Source organism: Glycomyces tarimensis (assembly GCF_054776215.1).
Genome location: NZ_BAAHCB010000004.1, coordinates 50836 through 67031, shown reverse-complemented (window position 1 = coordinate 67031; position 16196 = coordinate 50836). Strand labels below are relative to the sequence as shown.

The following is a 16196-nucleotide window of genomic DNA, read 5'->3' as shown; positions in this document are numbered from 1 at the left end:
CGAGGTCCGGCAGAACGTCGCGCCTGAGCGCAACCTCTCGATTATGCCTGCTCAAGACAGGTGCGCCCAACACCGGGGTCGGGTTGAGGTACCCGACACATCGCGAGACACCGAGTCGCCGCCGGCCGATGCCGCGATCAAGGCTCACGCTCACTCGGTTCAGCGGAGACGAACCTCCGCCGCGACAACCGGACTCAGCGCCGTGCCTCTGAATGGGGAGCTCGTGGTCCCCCGGAGCTGCTGGCCGGGCCGAATGATACCGGTTCGGAGAGGCGTCAGGGAGGCCGGCAATGGCCACGGGGGCATTGGCGGGAACGGGCAGGTGTGATGGTCATTCTGCGCCGAGGCAGCGATGGTGAGGTGGCGGGACGGTCGGGGTCGCTGGCTGGGGTGGGCGCCGGTGTGGTCGGGCGGGGGTCCTGTTGAGGCCTGCAATGGAAGCGGGGGCGTTGGCGGGAACGGGCGGGTGTGATGGTCGTTCTGCGCTATGGCGGCGACAAAAGCTGTGGCAGGTGGACGGTGGAGGCGGTCTGCCGTCGCGGAGGTGGTCGGTGGGCTCGTGCCGGGTGGGGCTGGGGCTGGCTGGGCGGCGGATTCGAGGTGATCTGTGGTCCGGTTCGGGGTGCGGGCATGGGAATGGGCTCGAACCGGGTGTCCGGTTTCGAGCTGGCGACCTATGAGGTGCCTTCCCCGCCACGGCATCCCGCAGCGGGCAGGTTAAGAACGGCGGCGGTCCGTAGTCCGGTGCCGGTGCGGCGCTGGCGAGGTCGTGAGTCCGCATCGCCTCGGTCAGTGGTGTCGAAGTCCCGTATTCCCGCCGCTGGCCCTGCCCCGGTTCCGGTGCTGAAGCCGGTTCGGGTTCAGGACGAGGTGTCGGTGTGGTGAAGCGTGCTCGCGCTTTCGCGCGGGCGGCTTTCGCGGCGGCCATGACCTGCTCGGTCTCGGCCCGCTCGGCGGCGGCCTCCAAGTCCGGCTTCAGGGTCTCCGACCATTCCTCGGGGTACAGGCCGGTGGGGAAGGCGTTCGCGATGTCCTCGGCGAAGTCGAGGTCCAAGTCGGTGTCGGTCCGCCAGTCGGCGCACCCGCACTTGAGGTCGGGATCGGTGTCCTCGTGCCCCTCATGATGCACGATCAACGCCTTGCCCGGTCCGGTCTTGGTGATCGACCAGCCGGGGGTGTGAATGCGGCCGTGGTGGAACCGGCACAGCAGGATCAGGTTCTCCGCCACTGTCGGCCCACCATTCGCCCAGTGGCGGATGTGGTGGGCTTCGGTCCACTGCACCGGAGCGAGACAACCGCTCCAAGCGCACCCGCCCGGCTGCTCGAGTTCCAGCTTCCTGCGCAGTGCGCTGCTGGGGAGCCGGAGTGCGCGGCCGAGTTCGATCGCTTCCCCTGTCCGGTAGTTGAACACGTTGGGGATGACCAGGCCCTCACACGCAAGCAGGCGGGCCTTACCGAGGGAAATGGGGTCGCCTTCGAGGGTCGGCACCCGGCCGGTGTCGTCCCCAGCCAGGGTCTCGATGTCGACCGACAGGTGCAGGATGGCGGTGTGCCCGTGCCGCTTGGCCGCGTTCGGGTCGGCCCCGTGGGCCGCGAGCACCTGGTGGAACGCCTCGGCCCGCCGGTTCGCCGCAGGCGGCAGGCACCCGTCGGCGTCGACCTCGTCCTGCCGCGGAGGCGGCACGGCCGTTGTCAACAGCTTGGCGAACAGCTTCCCGGTGTCGGCCGACAAGAGCCCGGAGAGGACGAACATGCCGTTCTCGGTCTCCACCAAGTCGAGCCGCTGCAACGACTGCTGCCCGAGCCCGTCCAACAGCTCCTCACCGGAGTCAAGGGCGGCTTGGAGCTCGTCGAGCTGGGCGTGCACGTCCTTGACGGTGGCGTGGATGCAGTACTGCGCGATCAAGTGCTCCGGCGTCGGGCAGAACGTCTCGGCGTCGAACGGGGAGGGCACCGGCTCGCGGTAGGGAGTCCGGGCGTACACGCGCAGGGCCTTGGTCGCATCGAGCCGCCGCACGGCTGCCGCGACCCGGTCGATCCGCGCCCGAGCCGAAGTCGCCGTCTCAGTCAACACCTGGAATTTCCCGGCGGTGCGGGCGATGGCGGCGAGGTCGGCGGCAACGCGGAGGTGGAAGTCGAACGTGGCGACCAGCCACTCCCGGAGGGCCGAGAAGCCATCGCAGTCACGGTGGATATTCCACGCCTTCGCCTCGATCACATCAGCGAGCACCTTGGCGTGGACCTGGTTGATCATGGCGGCGGCACTGTCGAGGTTGGTGTGGATGGCCTGAGCCCGCTCGCTCCGCTCGGTCCTGCTGGTCTTCATGCTCGCCTTGGCCATCTGACACCTCCTTGAGGTCTCGTACGAACCTGCTGTTTCCGCCGGTTCGTGCTATACCTCTATTCTCCCAGGTCACAGCCGCTCTGTCATCACCCATTAGGGTGGGAAAACACTCACGTTTCCGGCCCCCGGGACCACGAGAAGCCCTGTCCCGCAATGCAAACCGGACACCACCCGGCCCGCCCGCGAAACGGCCAGCGCCCACACCCCATCGACACGCCCGCCGACCCGACCTCCACAAAGCACACACCTCTTCGTCGCTGACGCCTTTGGCGCAGCGCAACCATCAACCCCACACCGTTCCCGCCAGCGCCCGACCTTCCATTGCCGGGCTCCCCAGGCGCACCCGATCGCCGACCCGCTAGCCACCGTCACGCAGGAACCGCAGCCTCCCAAGCGGCGTTCGAAAGGATCGTGCTCAGTTCGAAGCCGACGTCGGTGAACTCCGTTCCTATGGCACTGAACAGGGGCGCGGGGTCGAAGTAGCTGATCACTGAGCCTTCCTCGCCGCTGAACACGTGGAGCTGGACCGGGTTCGCCACGCCGACGGCGGGCGAGGTCTCGTACAGACCCTCGTACAACGCCGAGTCCGGACCTTCGACCGCGAAGATCAAGGTCTTTCCCGCGGCTTCGAAGCCGATCTCGTCGATGAGTCGCATGCCGTTGGCCTCAGCGGTCGCCTTCAACGCCTCCGCTAGATCAATGGCTTGGAGTTGGGAGGGGATCTCGGTGTAGGTCGCGTCGTAGGGGTCGCCGAACTCCGGCGTCCCTCCGGTCGCCTCGGCGACCGCCGCGAGCAGCCCTTCCGACAGCGCCACTCCGCGCTCCTGCAACGCCGTGTCCTCGCTGTCGACCGCCACCATCAGCGGCGCGGGGTCGAAGTAGGCCACGCGCGTACCCGAATCCTCCATCCACGCGTGTACGCGCACGGGCACCGCCGCACCCTGGCCGGAGCTCGATCGATCCGACGCCTCGCTCGGTTTGGCGTCGTCGGCGAGGAAGGCGCACCATCCATTGTCGCCGCCGCCTTCGTGGATCCAGAAGCGGTCGGCCAGCGCGAGCTCCAAGTCCTCGCAGAGGCTCGGGAGGTCTTTGTCGCTCGCGGTGCTGACCAGTTGGGTCTGGTGCGTTTCGTAGTCCGGCGAGGAGCCGAACATGCCGTCGTCGGTGGCCTCGGCGACCGGCTCGTCCTCCGGTTGCGGGGAGTCGGACGTGCAGGCCGCCGCCAGCGCCGCGGTCGCCAGCAGGCCCACCAGGGCCCTCCAGGCTCTGGTCATCGGATCAGTCTCCTTGTGTCACTTGATCGCTCCGGCCGTGAGGCCGGCTTGGATCTGGCGTTGGAAGATGACGTACGCGATGAAGATCGGCACCATCGCCATCACCGTCCCGGCGAACAGGGCGCCCGGGTCGCCCTCGTAGCCCTGCCTCAGCGCCAGGTTAGCGAGGCCTTGCGAGATGACGGCGTCATCGGGGTCGCGGCTCAGCAGGACGAGCGGCAGCAGGAACTGGTTCCACTGGCCGATGATGTTGAAGATGGTGATGGCGATGAGGCCGGGTTTGGCCATGGGAAGCATGACCTGGAAGAAGAGTCGATAGTGTCCGGCGCCGTCGATCATGGCGGCTTCGGCGACGCCCGTGGGCAGGGTCCTGAAGAACGCGGTCAGGAAGAAGACCGTGAACGGCAGCGAGTAGGCGATGTAGACGAGGACCAGGCCGGGGTAGGTGTTGAGGAGTCCGACGTTCTGGAGGGTCTTGAACAGCGGGAACAGGGCCAGGAACACCGGGAACATCATGCCGCCGGCGAACATGAAGTAGACGATGCGGCTGCCGGGGAAGGCGTAGCGAGCGATGACGTACGCGGCCATCGCGCCGAGCAGCATCGTGCCGGTCACGGAGAACAGCATGACGCCGACGGTGTTGATGAAGTAGCCGCCGATGTTCCCGTTGGTCCAGGCGTTGAGGTAGTTCTCCCACTGCGGCGCGGCGGGCAGTCCGAGGGGGTCGGTGGCGATCTCGCGGGCGGTCTTGAACGAGGTCAGGACGATCCACACGACGGGCACGATGACCATGAGCGCCCACAGCCACAGGAAGGCGTGGGAGAAGGCGTTCATGACCGTGCCCTCGGCCTTGGGCGGGTCCGGCTGGCTCGCCTTGGGGGCGGCGGTGTCGGTTTCGGGTTCGACGGGGGTCTGGGTTGCCATGCTCGCTCCTCAGAACTCGATCCGCTCGCGGCGCCCGAACCGCAGCGAGACGACGGCCAATGTCAGGGCGGCGAAGAACAGCACGACGCCGAGCGCCGACGCGAAGGCCTGCTCGCCGTGGTTGAACGCGTATTTCCAGATGACGCCGCCGACGACTTCGCTCGCGCCGTCGGGTCCGCCGCGTCCGGGGGTCATCATGTAGATCAGGACGAACACGTCGAGAGCCACGATGGAGAGGTAGATCCAGGCGGTCTGGACGGAGTCCCACAGCAGCGGCAGCGTGATCTTGAAGAAGGTCTGCAGGCGGCCGGCGCCGTCGATGATCCCGGCCTCGTAGAGGTCTCGCGGGATCGATGCCATCGCCGAGGAGAAGAACACCAGGTAGAATCCGACGGCGCTCCATACCAGGACGGCGATAACGGCCAGCAGGACGAAGCGTTTGTCGGCGAGGAAGCCGTTGACCGGCGCGGGCAGGCCGATCGCGTTGAGGCCGCCGGTGATGAGCCCGCCGAAGTTCTCGGGGGCGTAGACCTGCTTCCAGAGGATGCCGACGATCGCGACCGACAGGACCTGCGGGAAGAAGTACACCAGCTTGTGGAACTTCGCGCCCCGCACGCCCTCGATGCGTCCCTGCCGGGACCTGCCGCCGATGTTCAGCATGAACGCGAAGAACAGGCCCAGGCTGATGGTGACGACCGGGAGCACCACCAGGATGATCCCGGTGTGCCTGATCGCGGGCATGACGAGGCGATCGTCCTTGAACAGGTTGATGTAGTTCTCGAAGCCGATGTACTCGAAGGTGTTGCTCGATCCGCTCCAGTCGGTGAGCGAGATCTGGAAGGCCTGAGCGAACGGCAGTATGACCAGCCAGGCATACAGCCCCACCGGCAATGCCAGGAAGCTCAGGATGAACGGGTACTTGCCGTGTCTCATGGGTGGTCCGCTCTCCTCAGGCCTTCCGTCTACGCCTCGTGGGTGAACTTCTCGATGGAGTCGTCGGCGGCGGTCTCGTCGGCGACGGTCTGCATCCGTTCGATGAACTCGTCCGGCGTGGACTCGCCGGACATGAGGGAGCCGAGCCCTGAGCGGACCTCCTCGTCCATGTTCGTGTACCAGAATCGGAAGCGCGGCTGGAACAGGTCGTCCGGGTTGGACACGAGCTCGTCGGTGAGCTGGGCGGCGAGGTTGTCGAGCTCGACGCCCTTGACGATGGTCGCGGCCTGGACGGTGTCGCCGAAGATCTGCGAGCCCTCCTTGGAGAGCATGATGCGCAGGTACTCGTAGGCGCCGGGCTTGTTGGCGGCCTTCTGGGGGACCACGAACGGCTCTTCGCCGCCGGCGCTGATGAGGCCGGGCTGCGCCGAGCCTTCGAGGTAGGGGACGCCCATCGGCGCGTACTCGAAGCCTTCCGGCGCGATGCTCTTCTGCTCGTTGGGAAGCCAGGAGCCGACGGGGATGAACGCGGCCTCGTGCTGGTTGAACGCCGTCTGCGACTGGATGTGGTCGATGCCGGGCGTGCCTTCGAGGATGTAGCCGGCCTCCCAGAGGCCGTACATGGCCTCGGCGGCGGCCACGACTGAGTCGTGGTGCCAGGCGTCGGCCTCGAGGTGGTCGATGGCCTTGAGCACGTCGACGCCGCCGTGGCGTCCGGCGAGCATGAGGAACATGTCGTAGAGGTAGACCGGGTGCTGGCCGGCGTAGGTCCACGGCGCGATGCCCTCGGCCTGGATGTCCGGGCACAGGGCGAGCATCTCGTCCCAGGTGGTCGGCGGCGTCCAGCCCTTCTCGCGGAACAGGGCCGCGTCGTACCAGATCGTCCACGCGGAGAACACGTAGTTCAGCGCGTACACCTTGCCGTTGAAGGTGCCGGCGTCGAGGACGCCGTCGCGGAGGGTGTCGCGGACGGTCACGTTCGGGTCGTCGTAGGAGGGCGCGTCGAGCAGCGGCGTGAGTTCGGCGAGCTCGCCGTCGGTGACGAGGGCGTCCATCGGGATCTGCTGGGCGCCGGAGTTGTCGAGCACGTCGCACGGGGCGCCTTCGGCGAAGCGCGGCTGCTGGGTCTCGGCGATCGCCTGCGTGGCCAGGTGGTTGATCTCGGCGTCGGGGAAGGCCCGGTTGTAGATCTCCTGGTGCCGGAGCGCGTATTCGTTGCCGAAGCCGCCGTCGAAGATGACGACGTCGAGCGGCGCGGTCGGGTCGACGTCGAACGGGTTCTCGGCGTTGTCGCCGACGCTGACGTCCTCGGTGTCGTCCTCGCCACCGCTGGTGGCGCAGGCTCCCAGGGAGGTCGCGGCCAGGCCGGCCGCGGTGGTCCCCAGGAGTCGGCGACGCGAGAAGTTAGGGGTTGAAATCGGCTTCCTCATGGGCTTGTGCTCCTTGGCTTCAGATATCGGTGCGCTTGAGGGGGCGGTGTCCCACCACCGCGCGAGCGCGGGATTCGAGGGCTTCCATCGTTTCGGGGAATCGCCGCTGCGCCACCGCGATGTAGACGAGGTCGGCGACGAGCAGCTGGGAGTGCCGGGCGGCCAGCAGGTCGGCGCGGAACCCGGTCTGGCGGGTCGCCGAGAGCAGTTCGACGTCGGCGACCTCGGCGATCGGCGCGTCGGGGGAGGCGGTGATCGCGACCGTCAGTGCCCCGCGGCTGGAGGCCTCGGTGAGCATTTCGATCGTCTCGGCCGTCGTCCCGGAGTGGGAGGCGGCGATCGCGACGTCGCCCTTGCCGAGCAGGGCGGCGCTGGCGAGCGCGTCGTGGACTTCGGTCCAAGCCCAGGCGGCGACGCCGGTGCGGTAGAAGCCCATCTGCAGTTCGCGGGCGACGATGGCGCTGGTGCCGACGCCGTAGACGTCGACGCGGCGGGCGTCGGAGACGGCCGCGGCGACGCGTTCGACCGCGACGAGGTCGAGGGTGTCGACGGTGTCGCGCAGCATGGCGGCGTCGACGGTGATGAGCTGCTTGAGGACCCTGTCGAGGGAGTCGTCGGGGGCGATCTCCTGGCCGATGTTGACGTCCCAGCCGGTCTCGCTCCTAGCGGAGGCCCGGCCGGTCTCGGTGGCGATGGCGACGCGCAGGGAGGCGTAGCCGTCGTAACCGATGTGGCGGCAGAAGCGGGTGATCGTGCCCGGGGAGGTGCCGGAGAGTTCGGCGAGGTCCATGATGGTGGCGTGGGCGGCGCCCTCGGGGTCGGCGAGCACTTGATCGGCGACCTTGGACAGCGCTTCGGAGAGCTCGCCGGACTGGCGGCGGATCGTGTCGAGCACGCCCGCGTTCACCGCGACGTCAACTTCGGTCTGATCCACGTGACCCCCTTCACAAGGTGCGGTCAAGAAAAACTATTATCTGAGACACCTGAATGTCAAGTTGACGAGAATTATTTTTACTGACGTGTGATCTTGGCGGTATCCGCCGGCAACGTCCAGAGCGGGAGGCGCCATGGAACCGAAACTCGCCCTCGGCATCGACGCCGGCGGCACGAGCGCCCGCGCGATCCTCATCGACGAGACCGGGGCCGTCCTGGGCACCGGCGCGGCCGGACCCGCGAACCCGGTCGGCGGCGACCGCGAGACGGCCCTGTCGAACATGGCCCTGGCGGCGCACCGCGCGCTCGGCGGCATCGATCCGGGCGCGATCGCGGCCGTGTGCGTCGGGGCGGCCGGGGCGCTGTCGGTGTCCGAGAAAAGGCGCCACATGGCCGTCGAGCTCCAGGCCCGCTTCAGCACCGGGTGCGAGGTCGAGCTGGTCAGCGACGCGGTGATCGCGTTCGCGGCCGGGTCGCCCTCCCCGGACGGGACCGTGGTGATCTCGGGGACGGGCGCGGTGGCGTTCGGCGTCAGGGACCACCTGACGCTGACGCGGCGCGCCGACGGCTACGGCTGGCTGCTCGGGGACGCCGGTTCGGGGTTCTGGATCGGGCGCGAGGCCGTGGGCGCGGCGCTGTGGCACCTCGACGGCAACGGGCCGGGCGGGCCTTTGGTGGAGTCGGTCGTCGCGGCGGTCTCCCCGGGCGAGCGGCGCGCCGGCGCGCTGGTGGCCCAGTGCATGGCCGAGCCGCCGGTGCGGCTGGCGCGGCTGGCCTCGCTGGTGTGCGAGGCGGCCGACGACGGCGACCCGGTGGCGGAGGCGATCGTGTCCCGCGCCGTGGACCACCTGGCCGAGACGGTGGCGTCGCTGGTGGATCCGGCGCTGCCGATCGTGATGGCCGGGAGCCTGCTGACGCGGGCGACGCCGGTGGCCGCGATGCTGCGCGAACGGCTTCACGCCGTCCACCCGGATGCCGCGGTCAGGCAGGCGACGGACCCGGCGGTGGGGGCCGCATGGCTGGCGGCCCGCGCGTTCGGGCCCGACGAGGAGGAGCGCCGGCGCCTCCACCGGCGACTGGCGCGGGCCTAGAACCTGGCGGCGAGCGCGGCGGCGAGCCGGCCTCCGGCCGCCTCGAGCGTCGCGTCGGCCGTGGCGGCGTTCACGCCGTGTTCGATCATGACCACCGCGGTCTTGATGCGGTTGCCGGCCTCGTCGAGCGCGATCTGGGCCGCGTCGCGCTCGGCACCGGTGATATCGCGGATCATGCGCACGGCCCGGTCGGCGAGCTTCGAGTTGAGCACCCGCATGTCGACCATGTAGTTGCGGTAGACCTTGCCGAGTTTGACCATGGTGATCGTCGAGATCATGTTGAGCACGAACTTCTGGGCGGTCCCGGACTTGAGCCTGGTGGAGCCGGCGATGACCTCGGGTCCGACGTTGACCTCGATGGCGTGCTCGGCCTCGGCCGACAGGGCGGTCCCGGTGTTGCACGAGAGGCCGACGGTGAGCGCGCCCCGGCGCCGAGCCTCGCGGACGGCGGCGACGACGAACGGGGTGCGCCCCGATGCGGCGATGCCGACGACCACGTCGTTCGGGCCGATCGCGTCCTCGGCGATGGCGGTCTCGGCGGAGGTGGCGTCGTCCTCGGTGCCTTCGATGGCGCCGCCTTCGGCGGCCCTGCCGCCGGCGAGGATGGCCTTGACCAGCTCGGGCGGGGTGGAGAAGGTGGGCGGGCACTCGGCCGCGTCCATGACGGCGACGCGTCCGGCGGTGCCGGCGCCGACGTAGCGCAGGCGACCGCCCGACTCGAGGCGGGCCACGATCGCGTCGATCGCCCCGGCCAGTTCGGGCAGCACCCTGGCGACGGCGGCCGGGACGGTGGCGTCGGCCTCGTTCATGGTCCGCGCCAGCTCCAGCGTCGGAAGGCCGTCGATCCCGGCGTACCTGGGGTCGGCCTGTTCGGTTGACAGCGTTGCCAGTGCGGCGCGCGTCTGGTCGCGGTCCTCGGTCGTCTCACTCACAGTTGCGAGCCTAGCGCAATGAAGGGAAATTTCATCACCCTCATATTTGGTGAAAAAATGTACCGTTACGGCGGGTGTAGCGTGAGCCCATGTCTGCCAGCCGCTCCGACACACCGAATCTCCTGGTGCTCATCAAGTCGCTCCTGCCGTCCCTGTCGAAGGCCGAGGCGAAGGTCGCACAGGAGATCATCCGCGAGCCCGAGGCCGCCTCGACGCGCACCATCACCGAGCTCGCCCGCGCCGCGGGGACCTCTGAGGCCACCGTGGTGCGGTTCTGCCGCTCACTCGGCCTGGCCGGCCACAGGGAGCTTCGCATGCGCGCCGCGCAGGCCGTCATCGGGACCGACGAGGGCCCGGACCGTGAGATCGCCGGCGGCGACATCCCCACGGGCGCGGACATGTCGCGCATCATCGCCACGGTCAGCTACGCCGACGTCGGCGCGATCACCGACACCGCCGACGCGCTCGACACCGATGCCTGCGAGGCGGCCGTGGCGGCGCTCGCCGCGGCGGGCCGCATCGACGCGTTCGGCGTCGAGGCCTCGGGGATCGTGGCCGCGGACATGACCAAGAAGCTGCACCGCATCGGATGCACCGCCTTCTGCTGGCCCGACATCCACTCCGCCCTCGTGGCGACGGCTCTGCACGGCGACCGGGACGCGGCCGTGGCGATCTCGCATTCGGGGGCGACGACCGAGACGGTCGACTTCCTCGAGGCCGCCCGCGACCGGGGCGCGACGACGATCGCGATCACCAACCACGCCCGCTCGCCGCTGGCGTCGGTGGCCGATCACGTGCTGACCACCGCCGCCAGGGAGACGACGTTCCGCTCGGGCGCGACGGTGAGCCGGATCGCGCAACTCATGGTCGTCGACTGCCTGTTCGTGGGCGTCGCGGCGAAGCTGCGGCGGCGCAGCGCCAAGGCGCTCGCCGCCACCGCCGCGGCCGTCTCCGACCGCCTGCGTCCGGCGAACTAGGGTCCCGCCCCTAGGCGCGCCGGGCCTCGCCGACCTCCCGCCGCAGCCGCGGCAGGCGGTCGTGGAAGATCCCCGGGCACAGCGTCGAACCGAAGTCCATGTGCCCGTAGATCTCCTGCGATGGGATGGAGTACTGCTCGCAGACGAAGGCGCACAGCACCACCAGCGTCTCCCACTGGGCCGCGGGCGGCACGGCGCCGTCGTGGTAGGCGCCCTCGTTGGAGATCCCGATCGCCTGCGTGTTCTGGCCGGAGGTGTGGATGCCCTGGACGAAGCGGCTGCCGGCCATGAGCGCCGGCAGCGAACCGGTGGTGCCCTCGGTGATCCAGCCGCCACGGCTGACGATGAAGTTGTAGCCCGAGTCGCGCCAGCCGTTCCCGTCCATGTGCAGGTCCTGCACCCAATGGGCGTGGAAGTGCGCCTGTTCGCGCGAGAAGTCCCGCGTGTTCTCCGAGACGGTGTGGTGGACGATGATCTTGTTCGGGCGGCCGTTGATGACGGGGTTCCTGCCGGCCGGCGGCCGCGCGCCCCATTCGGCGGTCGAGTCGATGTCGGGTTCGACGGCGGCGGCGTGCGCGCTCGGCATCGCCGCGAACGAGGCGAATCCGGTGACGCCGAGGAGTCCGGCGGCTCCGGCGCCGAGCAGGAGCCGGCGGCGCATGAGTTGATGGTGGTCCATGCCTGCCTCCAGAGAGGCCGGGGGCCGGGTCTGGTGGACCCGGCCCCCGGGTTGGGAGTTACGGAGTGTTGTTCGCCAGGGCCAGCAGTCGCGCCTGCGAGCCGTTGAAGTTGTTCCGGTCGACGTTGCCGGAGATGCCCGAGACCCGACCGGAGTCGGTGTACTGCCAGAACGTCCAGGTCGTGTTCCGCCAGCCGGCGGGGAGGGTCGGGCTGGAGACGCCCCAGTGGGCCACCCACAGCGGGCTCTTGGAGGCCATGCCGGTCCACGATCCGGTGCAGGTGTTCCACCATGACGCGGTGGTGTAGATGATGACGTCGCGCCCCGTCCGGGACTTGTACGTGTTGTAGAAGCTGTTGACCCAGGACCGCATCTGCGTGGTCGACAGGCCGTAGCAGTACGCGCCCGAGGGCGGGCCCTCGATGTCGAGCACGCCCGGGAGGGTCAGGTTGTCCCTCGACCAGGCACCGCCGTTCGAGGCGAAGTAATTCGCCTGGGCCGAGCCGGAGGAGGCGTTGGGACGGGCGAAGTGGTAGGCGCCGCGGATGACGCCGGCGCCGTGCGCCGCCGGGTAGTTGGCGTTGAACCGGGGGTCCCGGTAGGAGGTGCCTTCGGTGGCCTTGATGAACGCGAAGTCGATCCCCGCGCTCTTGACCGAGTTCCAGTTGATGGAGCCCTGGTAGTGGGATACGTCGATGCCCGAGGGCTGTGTCTGCGCCTGCGCGGGGTTCGCCGAGGTCAGCGTCACCGCGGTGAGCACCACCGACGCGAAGAGGATGACGGCGGCCCTGATGCGGCCGCGCCGGGGTTTGGTTTCGTCGCTTTCGAAGTCGTTCACACGAGACTCCTCGTTTGTCAGGAGATCTACCGATGGGTGGAGAGTGCGAGGTATCACACTCGGACCTCAGTATGGAGAAAAGCTCCACGCGGAGTCAAGCAGGTGAAAATAATTTTCTATGACGAGAGGGGAAAACTTGGGCGACTCGGGCCTTTCAGCCCCTAGTAGGCCAAGCCGGAGCCGAAGCCGAACAGGACCTCATCGGGGTCCTGAGCTGCGAGAACGTCCACAGGAAGCTGCCCTTGCGGCTCGATCTCGCCGCGGATCGCCCGGGCGAGGGACACGAGCGAACCAGTGGTATAGGAGTAGCTCGCCAGGTACGCGTTGACGCCGGAGAGACGCGCGATGTCATAGGGAGTGCCGACAGCGCAGGCGACCACCGGGACTCCGGTGTCTAGGAGGGACTCGACCAGGTCGATCTGCGGCGAGCCGTCGCCGACGCCGAACGTCGCGACCACCACGAGGTCTCGGCCCGCGGCCTCAGCCAGCGCGCCCTCGATCGCCCGCGCGTCCGGCGCCTCGCCGGTCGGGTGTGCGTCGGCGCGCAGCCCGAGGCGGGTGAGCTCCTCGGCGATGGCGGCCGTGGTCTGCTCTCCCCAGCCGGTGACCAGCACCGACGCGCCTTCGACGCCGACAGGGAGCACGCCGTCGTTCTGCAGCAGCGTCACCGCGCGGTCGGCGATGTCATCGGCCGCGGCCCGGTGCTCCTCGGCGCCGACGACCGCGGACACCGCGCCGGTGTCGGTGTACGGGTCCTCGACGATGCCGCGTGCGACCTTGAGCGAGAGCAGCCGCTCCACCGAGGCGTCGATGCGCTCCTCGGTCAACTCCCCCGCCTCGACCGCCGCCAGGACGGCGTCGCGGGCGAGATGGAAGTCCGGCGGCATGAGCAGCAGGTCCGCGCCGGCCCCGAGCGCCATGACCGGGACGCGTTCGTCGCCGTACTCGCTGCGCACGCCCTCCATCTCGAGCGAGTCGGTGACGACGACGCCGGTGAAGCCGAGCCGCTCGCGCAGCAGGCCGGTGAGGATCGGCTCGGACAGCGTCGCGGGCTTGAGCGAGTCGTCGAGCGCCGGGAACTGAATGTGCGCCGACATGACCATGTCCGCGCCGGCCTTGATCGCGGCCTCGAACGGCGGCGCGTCGATCTGGGCCCACTCCTGCTCGGTGTGCGTGATCGCCGGCAGGCCCACATGGCTGTCGACATCGGTGTCGCCGTGACCCGGGAAGTGCTTCGCCGAGGTGGCGACCCCGCCGGACTGGTAGCCGGTCACCTGCGCGGCGGTCAACTCGGCCGTGAGGGCCGGATCCGAGGAGAACGAGCGCACCCCGATGACCGGGTTCGCCGGGTTGACGTTGACGTCGGCGTCGGGCGCGAAGTTCTGGTTCAGGCCCATCGCGCGCAACTCGGTGCCTGCCATCTCGGCGGCCCGCCGAGCGGCCTCGGCGTCGCGCGTCGCGCCCAGCGGCATCGCCCCCGGGAACTGGGTGGCCGGCTCCCCGATGCGGTTGACGACCCCGTACTCCTGGTCGGCGGCGATGAACAGCGGCACGCCGCCGTCGGCGGTCGCGGCCTCTTGGAGGCCGTTGGACAGCGCCGCGATCTGCTCGGGGTCCTGGACGTTGTCCGACCACGTGAAGTAGATGATCCCGCCCGGACGGTACTCGGCGATGAAGTCGGCGGCGTTGTCGGCGCCGAGGTGGTCACGATTGGCGGCCACGGCGTCGGGGTCGTCGGTGTCGGCCGTCGAACCGTGGGCGTAGACCATGAACAGCTGGCCGACCTTCTCTTCCAAGGTCATGGACGCCAGCCGCTCGGTCACGTAGGAGTCGCGCTCGTCGATGGGCTCATCTTGCCCCGCGTCGTCCGCGGGCGCCTCATCGCCCCCTGAACATCCCGCCGCGGCAGTGAGGGCTCCGGCGAGGCCGGAGGCGAGCACGGTCTTACGGCGCAGCTTCGGGGATCGCATCCCGACCAGTGTTCCCGATCGGCGCGGGACATTCAAGCCGGGTGAGAGTGATTCACGATGTGTTCTGCCCGAACGGCTTTCGACCGCCGTGTTCCAGGCGGACGAAAGGCCGTGAAGGAGCTTCATGCCACGGCCGGATCAACCGGGCCCAGGACGTCGAGCTTCGGGAAATAGGTCTTGAATCTCGCAGTGTCGCGGGTGAGCAGGCGGTATCCGCGCACCGCCGCGTGGGCACCGATATAGAAGTCCGGGAGCGGCGCTCGCTTCGCTCCGCCGCGCTGCTTGTATACGGCGAACGCCTTGCCGGCGAGGAAGGCGGCAGCGTACGGAAGTGGCTCCCGCACCACCTCGTCGGGAGGTAGGAGGGTTTCGAGATCTTCGAGCGTCTCAAAGCGCACCGAGATCTCAGCGTAAACAATCGGGTTGGTGCAGATCGGCCCTTCGTCGAACGCTCGCGCCACAGCATCCTCCGACCATTTCCTCCAGTCGGAGCGGGTCCCGAACACGTCGAGCCAGATATTGCTGTCGACAAGAGTCCAGACCGGCTCACTCACCGCGGAGCATCTCCATGAGCTCGTCGGTGGTCTTGTCCATATTCGCGGTGCCCTTGCCTGCGATACGTCGCACCAGGCGCTGCCCGCGGCTCTCCGTAACAGGGACCCGCTTGAGGTAGATTCGGCCGCCTTCGTTCACGAAGTCGAACTCGTCTCCCGGGTGCCAGCCGTGTTCCGCTCGGATCTCCGCTGGAACGGTGACCTGGCCCTTGGAGTTCATCAACATACCCATGTGCGGCACCCTTCCAAGATACGTAATACGCGGTGTCTGATACACAATGCTACCGCCGTCGGCGTGTCGCGCAAAACCCCCGGAGAAACGGCGAAGCCGGGACGGAGCCTCGCTCCGTCCCGGCTTGCAAACCGGTCTAGCCGCCTAGAACTTCAGGCCGTTGTCGCGGGCGGCGTCGGCCAGGGCCGCGATGCGGCCGTGGTACTTCAGTCCGCCGCGGTCGAACACGACCGCTTCGACGCCGGCTTCCTTCGCACGCTCGGCGACGAGCCTGCCGACCTCTTTGGCCTTCGCGGTCTTGTCGCCCTCGGCGCCGCGCAGGCCGGGCTCCACCGTCGACGCGGCGGCCAGCGTGTGGCCCTTCACGTCGTCGATGACCTGGGCCACGATGTGCTTCGAGGAACGGAACACCGCCAGGCGCGGCTGCTCGGCCGTGCCGGTGATCTTCTTGCGGCCACGGAAGTGGCGTCGGTTCTTGCCGATTCGACGGCGCTGGGAGACTGACCCAGACGGGCGACGGCGCTCGAGTTTGCTCGCCATTACTTACCTGCCTTCCCGGCCTTGCGGCGGATGCGCTCGTCGACGTACTTGACGCCCTTGCCCTTGTAGGGCTCCGGCGGACGCAGTCGGCGGATGTTCGACGCGACCTGACCGACCAGCTGCTTGTCGATGCCCTCGACGTGCAGCAGGGTCGGCCTCTCGACCCTGAACGAGATGCCTTCCGGGGCGTCGACCTGGATGGTGTGGGAGAAGCCGAGGCTCATCTCCACGCCCTTGCCCTTGGCCTGCGCCCGGTAACCGGTGCCGTTGATCTCCAGGGACTTGGTGTATCCCTCCGAGACGCCGACGACCATGTTGTTGACGAGGCTGCGCGCCAGGCCGTGGAGGGCCCGGGACTTGCGCTCGTCGTTCGGCCGGGTCACGTTGAGGAACCCGTCCTCGCTCTTCTCGATACCGATGGGCTCGGGCAGCTCGCGGACGAGCTGGCCCTTAGGCCCCTTCACGGTGACCGTCGCGCCGTCGATCGTGACGTCGACGCCGGAGGGCACCGGAATCGGATGCTTCCCAATGCGGGACATGCTTCA

15 protein-coding genes and 1 pseudogene are annotated in these 16196 nt (G+C 68.8%); 2 read left to right on the top strand and 14 right to left on the bottom strand.

What is annotated here, in order from left to right:
• Nucleotides 1-331: 331 nt before the first annotated feature.
• The 6 genes from ACYVK3_RS04150 to ACYVK3_RS04125 all read right to left on the bottom strand — a co-directional run bounded on the left by ACYVK3_RS04150 (nucleotide 332) and on the right by ACYVK3_RS04125 (nucleotide 7839).
• On the bottom strand, nucleotides 332-2341 hold the full coding sequence (locus ACYVK3_RS04150) for an HNH endonuclease signature motif containing protein (RefSeq protein WP_460495993.1): 2010 nt from the start codon (nucleotides 2339-2341) through the stop codon (nucleotides 332-334).
• Nucleotides 2342-2712: 371 nt separating this feature from the next.
• Nucleotides 2713-3618 (bottom strand): hypothetical protein, encoded by a 906-nt coding sequence (locus ACYVK3_RS04145; RefSeq protein WP_460495992.1) that lies wholly within the window; start codon nucleotides 3616-3618, stop codon nucleotides 2713-2715.
• An 18-nt stretch (nucleotides 3619-3636) separates the two neighbouring features.
• The gene (locus tag ACYVK3_RS04140) at nucleotides 3637-4542 is read right to left on the bottom strand and encodes a carbohydrate ABC transporter permease (RefSeq protein ID WP_460495991.1); all 906 of its coding nucleotides are present in this window, start codon (nucleotides 4540-4542) and stop codon (nucleotides 3637-3639) included.
• Nucleotides 4543-4551: 9 nt separating this feature from the next.
• Complete coding sequence (locus ACYVK3_RS04135) at nucleotides 4552-5475, bottom strand: carbohydrate ABC transporter permease (protein ID WP_460495990.1); 924 nt, start codon at nucleotides 5473-5475, stop codon at nucleotides 4552-4554.
• A gap of 29 nt (nucleotides 5476-5504) precedes the next feature.
• A complete protein-coding gene (ngcE, locus tag ACYVK3_RS04130; protein WP_460495989.1) occupies nucleotides 5505-6905 on the bottom strand; it encodes a type 2 periplasmic-binding domain-containing protein in 1401 nt (466 codons plus the stop codon).
• A 19-nt stretch (nucleotides 6906-6924) separates the two neighbouring features.
• Nucleotides 6925-7839 carry a MurR/RpiR family transcriptional regulator gene (locus tag ACYVK3_RS04125; RefSeq protein WP_460495988.1) on the bottom strand — a complete coding sequence of 305 codons (915 nt, stop codon included), beginning with the start codon at nucleotides 7837-7839 and terminating at the stop codon, nucleotides 6925-6927.
• A gap of 133 nt (nucleotides 7840-7972) precedes the next feature.
• Here ACYVK3_RS04125 and ACYVK3_RS04120 point away from each other — a divergent pair, with 133 nt between their 5' ends.
• Complete coding sequence (locus ACYVK3_RS04120) at nucleotides 7973-8929, top strand: N-acetylglucosamine kinase (protein ID WP_460495987.1); 957 nt, start codon at nucleotides 7973-7975, stop codon at nucleotides 8927-8929.
• Here ACYVK3_RS04120 and murQ read toward each other — a convergent pair.
• On the bottom strand, nucleotides 8926-9861 hold the full coding sequence (gene murQ / locus ACYVK3_RS04115) for an N-acetylmuramic acid 6-phosphate etherase (protein ID WP_460495986.1): 936 nt from the start codon (nucleotides 9859-9861) through the stop codon (nucleotides 8926-8928). The genes ACYVK3_RS04120 and murQ overlap by 4 nt on opposite strands.
• Nucleotides 9862-9950: 89 nt before the next feature.
• On the opposite strand from murQ, the gene ACYVK3_RS04110 reads away from it, so the two are divergent.
• A complete protein-coding gene (locus ACYVK3_RS04110) occupies nucleotides 9951-10838 on the top strand; it encodes a MurR/RpiR family transcriptional regulator (RefSeq protein WP_460495985.1) in 888 nt (295 codons plus the stop codon).
• 10 nt (nucleotides 10839-10848) lie between these two features.
• Here ACYVK3_RS04110 and ACYVK3_RS04105 read toward each other — a convergent pair whose 3' ends face one another.
• The 7 genes and pseudogenes from ACYVK3_RS04105 to rplF all read right to left on the bottom strand — a co-directional run bounded on the left by ACYVK3_RS04105 (nucleotide 10849) and on the right by rplF (nucleotide 16190).
• Nucleotides 10849-11517, bottom strand: a complete 669-nt coding sequence (locus ACYVK3_RS04105) for a peptidoglycan recognition protein family protein (RefSeq protein WP_460495984.1) — start codon at nucleotides 11515-11517, stop codon at nucleotides 10849-10851.
• A gap of 58 nt (nucleotides 11518-11575) precedes the next feature.
• Nucleotides 11576-12217, bottom strand: a pseudogene (locus ACYVK3_RS04100) (GH25 family lysozyme); the annotation flags it as partial.
• 299 nt (nucleotides 12218-12516) lie between these two features.
• Nucleotides 12517-14325 (bottom strand): glycoside hydrolase family 3 protein, encoded by a 1809-nt coding sequence (locus tag ACYVK3_RS04095; protein ID WP_460495983.1) that lies wholly within the window; start codon nucleotides 14323-14325, stop codon nucleotides 12517-12519.
• A 122-nt stretch (nucleotides 14326-14447) separates the two neighbouring features.
• Nucleotides 14448-14879 (bottom strand): type II toxin-antitoxin system VapC family toxin, encoded by a 432-nt coding sequence (locus tag ACYVK3_RS04090; RefSeq protein ID WP_460495982.1) that lies wholly within the window; start codon nucleotides 14877-14879, stop codon nucleotides 14448-14450.
• Nucleotides 14872-15111, bottom strand: coding sequence for an AbrB/MazE/SpoVT family DNA-binding domain-containing protein (locus ACYVK3_RS04085; RefSeq protein WP_460495981.1), 240 nt, complete (start codon nucleotides 15109-15111; stop codon nucleotides 14872-14874). Before ACYVK3_RS04085 ends, ACYVK3_RS04090 begins: the two co-directional genes overlap by 8 nt.
• A gap of 144 nt (nucleotides 15112-15255) precedes the next feature.
• Nucleotides 15256-15651: a 50S ribosomal protein L18 gene (gene rplR, locus ACYVK3_RS04080; RefSeq protein ID WP_460495979.1), complete on the bottom strand. Its 396-nt coding sequence runs from the start codon at nucleotides 15649-15651 to the stop codon at nucleotides 15256-15258.
• Entirely contained in the window at nucleotides 15651-16190 is a 540-nt protein-coding gene (rplF, locus tag ACYVK3_RS04075; protein WP_460495978.1) for a 50S ribosomal protein L6, read from the bottom strand. Before rplF ends, rplR begins: the two co-directional genes overlap by 1 nt.
• Nucleotides 16191-16196: the final 6 nt, after the last annotated feature.

Bases quoted from the DNA above. Each gene is read 5' to 3' on its own strand.
- rplR (WP_460495979.1), bottom strand. From the start codon at position 15,651: ATGGCGAGCAAACTCGAGCGCCGTCGCCCGTCTGGGTCAGTCTCCCAG.
- ngcE (WP_460495989.1), bottom strand. From the start codon at position 6,905: ATGAGGAAGCCGATTTCAACCCCTAACTTCTCGCGTCGCCGACTCCTG.
- ACYVK3_RS04085 (WP_460495981.1), bottom strand. From the start codon at position 15,111: ATGGGTATGTTGATGAACTCCAAGGGCCAGGTCACCGTTCCAGCGGAG.
- ACYVK3_RS04105 (WP_460495984.1), bottom strand. From the start codon at position 11,517: ATGGACCACCATCAACTCATGCGCCGCCGGCTCCTGCTCGGCGCCGGA.
- ACYVK3_RS04110 (WP_460495985.1), top strand. From the start codon at position 9,951: ATGTCTGCCAGCCGCTCCGACACACCGAATCTCCTGGTGCTCATCAAG.
- ACYVK3_RS04095 (WP_460495983.1), bottom strand. From the start codon at position 14,325: ATGCGATCCCCGAAGCTGCGCCGTAAGACCGTGCTCGCCTCCGGCCTC.
- rplF (WP_460495978.1), bottom strand. From the start codon at position 16,190: ATGTCCCGCATTGGGAAGCATCCGATTCCGGTGCCCTCCGGCGTCGAC.
- ACYVK3_RS04150 (WP_460495993.1), bottom strand. From the start codon at position 2,341: ATGGCCAAGGCGAGCATGAAGACCAGCAGGACCGAGCGGAGCGAGCGG.
- ACYVK3_RS04135 (WP_460495990.1), bottom strand. From the start codon at position 5,475: ATGAGACACGGCAAGTACCCGTTCATCCTGAGCTTCCTGGCATTGCCG.
- ACYVK3_RS04140 (WP_460495991.1), bottom strand. From the start codon at position 4,542: ATGGCAACCCAGACCCCCGTCGAACCCGAAACCGACACCGCCGCCCCC.
- ACYVK3_RS04120 (WP_460495987.1), top strand. From the start codon at position 7,973: ATGGAACCGAAACTCGCCCTCGGCATCGACGCCGGCGGCACGAGCGCC.
- ACYVK3_RS04145 (WP_460495992.1), bottom strand. From the start codon at position 3,618: ATGACCAGAGCCTGGAGGGCCCTGGTGGGCCTGCTGGCGACCGCGGCG.